General features: G+C 66.7%; 6 protein-coding genes. All 6 read right to left on the bottom strand.

The window, feature by feature from the left end; all coding sequences use genetic code 11:
• Window positions 1-215: 215 nt before the first annotated feature.
• The 6 genes from BJQ90_RS12905 to BJQ90_RS12880 all read right to left on the bottom strand — a co-directional run bounded on the left by BJQ90_RS12905 (window position 216) and on the right by BJQ90_RS12880 (window position 7949).
• Window positions 216-1412: a substrate-binding domain-containing protein gene (locus BJQ90_RS12905; RefSeq protein ID WP_226760655.1), complete on the bottom strand. Its 1197-nt coding sequence runs from the start codon at window positions 1410-1412 to the stop codon at window positions 216-218.
• 250 nt (window positions 1413-1662) lie between these two features.
• Window positions 1663-2148 (bottom strand): DUF1579 domain-containing protein, encoded by a 486-nt coding sequence (locus BJQ90_RS12900; protein ID WP_226760654.1) that lies wholly within the window; start codon window positions 2146-2148, stop codon window positions 1663-1665.
• A gap of 182 nt (window positions 2149-2330) precedes the next feature.
• A complete protein-coding gene (locus BJQ90_RS12895) occupies window positions 2331-3674 on the bottom strand; it encodes a M16 family metallopeptidase (RefSeq protein WP_226760653.1) in 1344 nt (447 codons plus the stop codon).
• A gap of 106 nt (window positions 3675-3780) precedes the next feature.
• Complete coding sequence (locus BJQ90_RS12890) at window positions 3781-6039, bottom strand: polyribonucleotide nucleotidyltransferase (protein WP_226760652.1); 2259 nt, start codon at window positions 6037-6039, stop codon at window positions 3781-3783.
• 248 nt (window positions 6040-6287) lie between these two features.
• Window positions 6288-6557 (bottom strand): 30S ribosomal protein S15, encoded by a 270-nt coding sequence (rpsO, locus tag BJQ90_RS12885; protein ID WP_226760651.1) that lies wholly within the window; start codon window positions 6555-6557, stop codon window positions 6288-6290.
• Window positions 6558-6716: 159 nt separating this feature from the next.
• Window positions 6717-7949 (bottom strand): kynureninase, encoded by a 1233-nt coding sequence (locus BJQ90_RS12880; RefSeq protein WP_413463675.1) that lies wholly within the window; start codon window positions 7947-7949, stop codon window positions 6717-6719.
• Window positions 7950-7953 lie beyond the last annotated feature (4 nt).

Raw genomic sequence — 7953 nt, 5'->3', positions numbered from 1 at the left:
TGCGGGCACCGCCGATCTGCAGGCCGAGGCCGTCCACCGCAAGGGCGGGCAGGGCTGGGGATTTCATTCGGATCCTTCGTGGCTTTGGGGCGTCAGTGTCGGTTCCCGCAGGGCTTGTTTCCCGCGGGTGTTGGTTCCCGCGGGGGCCTGTTTCCCGCTGTGCGTTGATCCCGCTGGGGTGCGGCGCCATGCCCTGGTGGCACGGCGCCGCCGGGTTACTTCTTTTCCGGCGGGGCGACCGTGTCGCCCGCAACCACCTTGATGAGCTCGGGGGCCCAGGTGCTGCCCGTCTGGACGAGCTTGACCTGGTACATGTCCTGGACCAGGGCGTGGTCCGAGGCGCGGACGGTTTCCTTGCCCTTGGGGCCGTCGAAGCTGAAGCCCTCAAGTGCCTTGACCATGGCGTCGGCGTCGGAGCCGCCGTCCTTGACGGCCTGGGCAATCATCTGGCCGGCGACGAAGCCGTCGGGGGTGAAGAGGTCGGCCTTCTGGCCGGCCTTCTCGACGGCGGCGATCATCTTCTTCTCCACGTCAGTGCCGGAAGCGCCCGGGAAGTAGTGGTTCAGGAAGCTGATCTTGGCAGTAGCCTCGCCGTAGGCGCCGAAGGTGGCGGCGTCGCCGAGGCCGGTGACGATCGGGGCGGCGTCGAAGGCGCCCTGCTGGCTCAGGGTCTGCCACATGGTGCCGGACGTTGCCCCGGCCCAGGCCACAAAGACCATGTCCGGCTTCGCATCGATGAGCTGGCGGGCGAAGGGGGTGAGCTCCTGTCCGTCCGGAACCAGGACCGCTTCCACGGTGGCGCCCTTGGCTCCGAGAACGGCCTTGACGGCTGCGACATTGCCCTGGCCGAACGCGTTGTCCTGCGCGAAGACGACGACCTTCTTGCCCTTGGTGTCGATGAAGGACCCGGCGGTGGCCACGTCCTGCAGGCTCTGGCGGCCCGAGCGGAAGGTGTACTTGTTGATGCCCTGGATGGCATCGGTGGCGGCCGGTCCGGAGATGTACAGGACCTTGTTCTGGGCGGCCTGTTCCGCCAGCTTGAGCGCGATGCCGGAGCTGACCGTGCCGCCGATGATCTTGTAGCCCTTGCCGATCAGGTCCTTCGCGGCCGTAACTGCCTTGTCCGGGTCGCCGCCGTCGTCGGCGTAGGTCAGGTTGATCTTGGCGCCGTTGACGGCGCCTGTCCCGCCGGTGGCGTAGTCGATGCCTGCCTGCAGGCCTTCGTAGTAGGTGGCGCCGTAGGCCGCCAGCGGTCCGGTCTTGGAGTAGATGATGCCGACATTGACCGGTTCGGCGGCCTTGGTGCCGCCCGACGCGGCCGGCGCTGCACTGCCGGCAGTGGGCGCACAGGCGCTGAGGGCGAGCCCGGTGGCCATTACGGCGGCCATCAGGAACTTCTTTGTATCCTTCACGGGATGCCTTTCATTGAGAATCTGCGGACTCTGGCAGGAGATGAACTGAAATTTTGCGCTGAACCTGAAAGGTGATTCAGATTACGGCAAATCTATGATGCAGCTCACTGCCTGTCAACGGATTTCAAGGGGGGCTTTACAACGTTATGGCATCGGTTTGGGCACGAGGACGGCATTGGCTGCGGCACTGCGGCTGCACCTTCGCGGTGCGGCGGGGCAGCACGGCGGCGGCGCGGTGACAGCAGGAGACTTAGGCGGGGACGGCTGCATCCTTGGACACGCGCCGGCAGACGGAGACCATAAAGGGCGTAAATTCGTTCGCGGAACCCAGCCGGAGGCCGGCACTGTGCGTCAGCACGCCGTCGTCCACCCGGAAGGCATGCCGGGACGTGCCACGCCCGCTGCGCCGTTCCATGGTGAGGGTACCCTCCTGCCAACTGGCCCGCGCGGGCGCCTCCGGGGGCAGCCCCATGCTGTTGACGTGGTACCAGAGGGTGTCCGGGTGGTCCGGGTCCATGGTGAAGACACCGTGGCCCTCGGAGCGGGTGCCTTCGGCATCCGTGTGCCGGTAGCTGTGGGTGACGGCCAGCCCGGCGGCTGCGCGGGCGAAAGTCAGTTCGATGGCGGCAACACGCGCGGGGCCCCAGGGCGTGGCCTGCCACTGCGTGGTTCCGGTCCAGTGCCCCAGGAACGCCTCAAGCGCCTCGTGTGCACTGCCTGGCAGCGGCCGGTCCATATTTTCCTTCCAGGGGTTCCTTCCAGCGGTCCTCCCGAGTTACCCCGTCCCCATCATCACGCTGCGACGCCTGCCGTGTCTAGGAGCGGGCCCGCCGCCCCGGGCGGGTGCAGGCCCAGTTCAGCGGCCTGCGGGACCGGCTCAGCATCCTGCGGAGCCGGCCCGGGGCTCCCCCGCGGACCTCAGAGGCCGAAAGTCTCTGTTTCCTCGAAGGGGCCCACCACGGTGACGGTCCGCGGGGCAGCTGCGAGTTCGCGGGCGAGCTCCTGGACTTCCCCCGCCGTGACGGCCTTGATCTGGCGCAGGGTCTCGTCGATGTCCTGGTACTCGCCGGAGACAAGTTCGGCCCGGCCCAGCCGGGACATCCGGGAGCCGGTGTCCTCCAGGGCCAGCACGATGCCGCCGCACAGCTGCCCAACGGCCTTGCGCAGTTCCTCCTCGGAGATGCCGCCCCCGGCCAGCTTGTCCAGTTCGGCGCCGAGCAGCTCCAGGACCTGACGGACTTTCGACGGCGTGCAGCCGGCATACATGCCGAAGTAGCCGGCGTCGGCGTAGGAGGAAGCGAAGGAGTAGGTCGAGTACACCAGACCGCGCTTTTCGCGGACTTCCTGGAACAGCCGGGAGGACATACCCCCGCCGAGCACCGCGTTGAGCACGCTCATCACAAAGCGGCGGTCGTCGGTGGCGACGATCGTGGGGCAGCCCATGATGATGTTGGCCTGCTCCACCGGCCGCTTCACCACGTGCAGTCCGGCGGTGCCGGTGATGGCGGCGCGGTCGGTGGAGCGGCGCTGCACCGGGGCCGCGTCGGCCTCCAGGCTCCAGCCGGCGGAGTGCAGGGCATCCACCACCAGTTCGCAGACGACGTCGTGGTCCAGTCCCCCAGCGGCGGTGATGACGAGCTCGTCCGGGCGGTAATAACGGCGGTAGTGGTCCCAGACCGAGTCGCGGGCGACGGCGCGGATGGCGTCCGGGGTGCCGCCGATCGGGCGGCCGAGCGGGTGGGTGCCCAGCACGGCGGCGACGAAGTGTTCGTGGGCGACGTCGGTGGGGTCGTCGCTGTCCATCGCGATCTCTTCGAGGATGACGTCGCGTTCCTGCTCCATCTCCTGCGGGTCCAGCACGGCCCCGGTGATCATGTCCGCGATGACGTCGATTGCCATCGGCAGGTCGGTGTCCAGGACGCGGGCGAAGTAGCAGGTGCTTTCCTTCGCCGTGGCGGCGTTGGATTCCCCGCCCACCTCGTCGAAGGCCGAGGCGATCTCCAGCGCGGTCCGCCGTTTGGTGCCCTTGAACAGGAGGTGCTCCAGGAAGTGGGTGGAACCGTGCTGGCCGGGCGCCTCGTCGCGGGAGCCGACGCCGACCCAAAAACCGATGGTGGCCGAGCGCTGCCCCGGCATCGCCTCGGTCAGTACGCGGACGCCGCCAGGCAGCACCGAACGGCGTACCTCGGAACCGCCGTCGGCGCCGTGGATCAGGGTGTCAGCGTGCTGGTTCTGCTCAAGCGGCAGGGGGACGACAGTCATCAAGGCCTTTCAGTAAAAACGTGCCAAATCTGCCTGCCATCGTACCTTTAAATGGCAGCGGGGCCGGTGGATGATCCACCGGCCCCGCCACTTGGAACAGGAAAGACTACTCTGCGGACTCCAGGGAGACCTCAGCGTTGTCCGGGTTCTCTGAGTTCCCAGTTCCTGCCTCGTCAGCCACAACGGGAGACAGGGAGAGCTTGCCGCGGTCATCGATCTTGGTGATTTCCACCTGGATCTTCTGGCCGACGGAGACGACGTCATCGACGTTGTCCACGCGCTTGCCGCCGGCGATCTTGCGCAGCTCGGAGATGTGCAGCAGACCGTCCTTGCCCGGAGTCAGGGAAACGAAGGCGCCGAAGGTGGTGGTCTTGACGACCGTGCCCAGGTAGCGCTCGCCGATTTCCGGGATCTGCGGGTTGGCGATGGCGTTGATCGCGGACCGTGCTGCGTCGGCAGACGGGCCGTTCGTGGCGCCGATGTAGACCGTTCCGTCGTCCTCGATCGAGATGTCGGCTCCGGTGTCTTCCTGGATCTGGTTGATCATCTTGCCCTTCGGGCCGATGACCTCGCCGATCTTGTCTACCGGGATCTTGACCGCGATGACGCGCGGCGCGAACTCGGAGAGCTCGTCCGGGGTGTCGATCGCGGAGTTCAGGACGTCCAGGATGTGCAGGCGGGCCTCGCGGGCCTGCTTCAGGGCGGCTGCCAGGACGGAGGCCGGGATGCCGTCGAGCTTCGTGTCCAGCTGGATGGCCGTGACGAACTCAGCGGTACCGGCGACCTTGAAGTCCATGTCACCGAAGGCATCTTCGGCGCCGAGGATATCGGTCAGGGCGGCGTAGCGGGTCTGGCCGTCAACCTGGTCGGAGACCAGGCCCATGGCGATACCGGCAACAGCAGCCTTCAGCGGCACACCCGCGTTGAGCAGGGACAGCGTGGAGGCGCAGACGGAACCCATCGACGTCGAACCGTTGGAGCTGAGAGCCTCAGACACCTGGCGGATGGCGTAGGGGAATTCCTCGCGGGACGGCAGCACCGGCATGATGGCGCGCTCAGCGAGGGCACCGTGGCCGATTTCGCGGCGCTTCGGGGAACCGACGCGCCCGGTCTCGCCGGTGGAGTACGGCGGGAAGTTGTAGTTGTGCATGTAGCGCTTGCGCGTCACGGGTGACAGCGAGTCGATCTGCTGTTCCATCTTGAGCATGTTCAGCGTGGTGACACCCATGATCTGGGTCTCGCCGCGTTCGAAGATGGCCGAGCCGTGGACGCGGGGCAGAACTTCAACCTCGGCGGTGAGCTGGCGGATGTCCGTCAGGCCACGGCCGTCGATGCGGATCTGGTCCGTGAGGATGCGCTGGCGCACAACGTGCTTGGTGACGGAGCGGAAGGCTGCGGACAGCTCCTTCTCGCGGCCCTCGAACTGGCCGGCCAGGGAAGAGGTGACCTCGTCCTTGAGCGAATCCGATGCGGTGTCGCGTTCCTGCTTGTCGGCGATCTGGAAGACAGCGGCCAGCTTCTCGGCGGCAGCGGACTCCACAGCGGCGTAGACGTCGTCCTGGTAGTCCAGGAAGACCGGGAACTCGACGGTCGGCTTGGCGGCGCGTGCCGCCAGGTCCGACTGGGCGTCGCAGAGGGCCTTGATGAACGGCTTGGCAGCCTCGAGGCCCTCTGAAACGACCTCTTCGGTCGGGGCGGTGGCGCCCTGTTCCTTGATGAGGTTCCAGGAGTTGTCGGTGGCTTCGGCTTCAACCATCATGATGGCGACGTCATCGCCCTTGACGCGGCCGGCAACGACCATGTTGAAGACGGCGTTCTCAAGCTGGGAGTGCTTCGGGAACGCAACCCACTGCGAGCCGTGCTCGTCGGCGATCAGGGCAACGCGGACGCCGCCGATCGGGCCGGAGAAGGGCAGGCCGGAAAGCTGGGTGGACATCGAGGAAGCGTTGATCGCTACGACGTCGTAAAGCTCGTCCGGGTTGATGGACAGCACGGTCACGACGATCTGGACCTCGTTGCGCAGGCCCTTGACGAAGGCGGGGCGCAGCGGGCGGTCCATCAGGCGGCAGGCCAGGATGGCTTCCGTGGAGGGGCGGCCCTCACGGCGGAAGAACGAGCCCGGGATGCGTCCGGCGGCGTACATACGCTCTTCGACGTCGACGGTCAGCGGGAAGAAGTCGAATCCTTCACGCGGGTGCTTGCCGGCGGTGGTGGCGGACAGCAGTGCGGTCTCTTCGTCGAGGTAGACCATCGCTGCGCCGGCTGCCTGCTTGGCAAGGCGGCCGGTTTCAAAGCGGATTACACGCTTGCCGAAACGGCCATTGTCAATGACTGCTTCTGAGAACTGGATTTCGGGACCCTCCATAGAGAGTCACCTCCGTTTCATGGTTCACGGAGTCCAGCCGCATCAACCCAGTCCAGCATCTGTCTGCTGGACTGCACTGCACCCGGTCATCGATCGAGACCCACGGGCCTGGGCTTCATCCCTTGAAGCCGTTCCCGGAGATCACTACCGAAGACCGCGAATGCGTGATGCGGTTGATCCTCCTGTTGAGTTTTGTTTGAAGAAGGGCGGCCCTTTCCGTCGCGGAAGGGGCCGCCCCCTAAAGCTGACTAGCGGCGCAGGCCGAGACGCTCGATGAGCGCACGGTAGCGGGTGATGTCAGTGTTCTTGAGGTAGGTCAGCATGCGCTTGCGACGACCAACCATGGCCAGCAGACCGCGCTGGGTGTGGTAATCGTGCTTGTGCACCTTCATGTGCTCAGTGAGATCCTTGATCCGCTGAGTCAGGACTGCAACCTGGACCTCCGGCGAACCGGTGTCGCCCTCGGACGTTGCGAAATCCTTGATGATGGACTGCTTTACAGCGGCTTCAAGTGCCACGATAACTCCTAGAGATGTGCCGTGAGGCCCGAATCAGTAACTCACTGCCGGGGGTGCCGCGCCGGTATTCCGCCTCCGAAAAGGGAGTTTCCCGTACACAACAAGAACCAGCCGCCACGGACTGCAGCCGGATCCAACGTTTAGTTTACCGGCACGCCGCTAATCTTGTCGAAACGGCTGGTCCCGGAACTGCCCGGACGCGTCCCCCGCCAGCCGTTCGCGGATGGCGGCCACGCCGCGGTAGAGCTCGTCGAAGGAAGTGCTCAGCGGGGACAGCCCGATCCGGATGCCCTGCGGCGCCCGGAAATCCGGAATGACGTCCTGCTCCCAGAGCGCCGCGGTCATCTCCCGGAACGCCGGGTGGTCCACCGTGATGTGGCTGCCGCGCAGCTCCGGGTCCCGCGGCGTCGAAAGTTCAACACCCGCCGGGACGAGCCAGGCATCGTGGAGTTCGACGGCGAACCCGGTCAGCAGCCGGGACTTCTCCCGGACGGCGGCCATGCCCACCTCCTCAAGCAGGTCCAGGGTGCCGCGCATGGCGAGCATCCCGAAGATCGCCGGGGTGCCGCTGAGGAAGCCGCGGATTCCGGCGGCGGCGTCATAGCCGGGCCCCATTTCGAAGGCGTCCTTGCGTCCCATCCAGCCCCAGATCGGCTGCTGCAGTCCCGGCAGGTGCCGGGCGTTGACGTATGCGAAGGCTGGCGAGCCCGGTCCCCCGTTGAGGTACTTGTAGGTGCAGCCGGCGGCGAAGTCAACGCCGGCGGCGTCCAGTGCGATTTCCACCGAACCGGCGGAATGGCACAGGTCCCACACCACCAGCGCACCGGCGTCGTGCACGGCGGCGGTGATCCCCGGCAGGTCCCCGAGGAACCCGGAGCGGTAGGCGATCTGGCTCAGGACCACGACGGCGGTGGCCGGGCCGGTGGCGGCGCGCACCTGGTCGACGGTCACGCCGGAGGAGGGATCGGCGTCGATCCAGCGCAGCGTCAGTCCTTCTTCGCGGGCGATGCCCTCGACGAGGTAGCGGTCGGTGGGGAAATTGTCCGTGTCCAGCACGATTTCGGTGCGCGCCGGGTCGGTGACCGCGGCCAGCGCAGCCCGGATCAGCTTGTACAGGACCACCGTGGTGGAGTCGGCAATGATGGTCTGCCCCGGACCGGCGCCGAGCACGGCGCGGCCGAGCTGGTCACCGATGGACTGCGGGAGTTCCAGCCACTCCTCGTCCCAGCCGCGGATCAGCCGGCCGCCCCAGCTGTCCTGGATGAAGCTGCTGATGTCGGTGACCGTGCGCTTGAGCGGGCGGCCCAAGGAGTTGCCGTCCAGGTAGGACAGGTCCGTGTCGGTTCCGATGAAGTGGCCGCGGTAGGCGGCCAGCGGGTCGGCGGCGTCCAGGTCG

The sequence above is a fragment of the Arthrobacter sp. SO3 genome (genome assembly GCF_020532825.1).
Lineage (GTDB): Bacteria > Actinomycetota > Actinomycetes > Actinomycetales > Micrococcaceae > Arthrobacter.
The sequence above is the reverse complement of the archived record's forward strand: the minus strand, read 5'-3'. Positions and strand labels throughout refer to the sequence as shown.